This window comes from Aerococcus sp. HMSC10H05, from assembly GCF_001806975.1.
Classification (GTDB): Bacteria; Bacillota; Bacilli; order Lactobacillales; family Aerococcaceae; genus Aerococcus; species Aerococcus viridans_B.
Map to the genome: position 1 here is coordinate 380 of NZ_KV786968.1, position 341 is coordinate 720.

Sequence of the window (341 nt, forward strand, 5' to 3'; positions counted from 1 at the left end):
GACATGAAATCAGGCCTAGCTGCTTTAGCAATCGCTATGTGTGAGTTAAAAGAGGAAGGCACAGATTTAAACGGTCGTATTCGTTTTCTAGCTACGGTGGGTGAGGAAATTGGCCGTATAGGATCAAAACAATTGGTTAAAGAAGGCTATGCCGATGATATTGATGGTCTAATCATTGCTGAACCTTCAAGTTCTATTATTGCTTACACCCATAAAGGGTCTATGAACTTTACAGTAACGGCTAAAGGTAAATCTGCGCACTCTTCAATGCCTGCTGAGGGAATTAACGCAATCAACCACATTGCTGATTTTGTTTTGCATTTTAATGAGGCTATGGATAA

The 341-nt window shown here is 40.2% G+C and carries 1 protein-coding gene; it reads left to right on the forward strand.

From position 1 onward, the window contains the following. Window positions 1-3: 3 nt before the first annotated feature. Window positions 4-341: M20/M25/M40 family metallo-hydrolase (locus tag HMPREF3116_RS09155; RefSeq protein ID WP_246819039.1), on the forward strand; the 338-nt coding region annotated here is incomplete at its 3' end.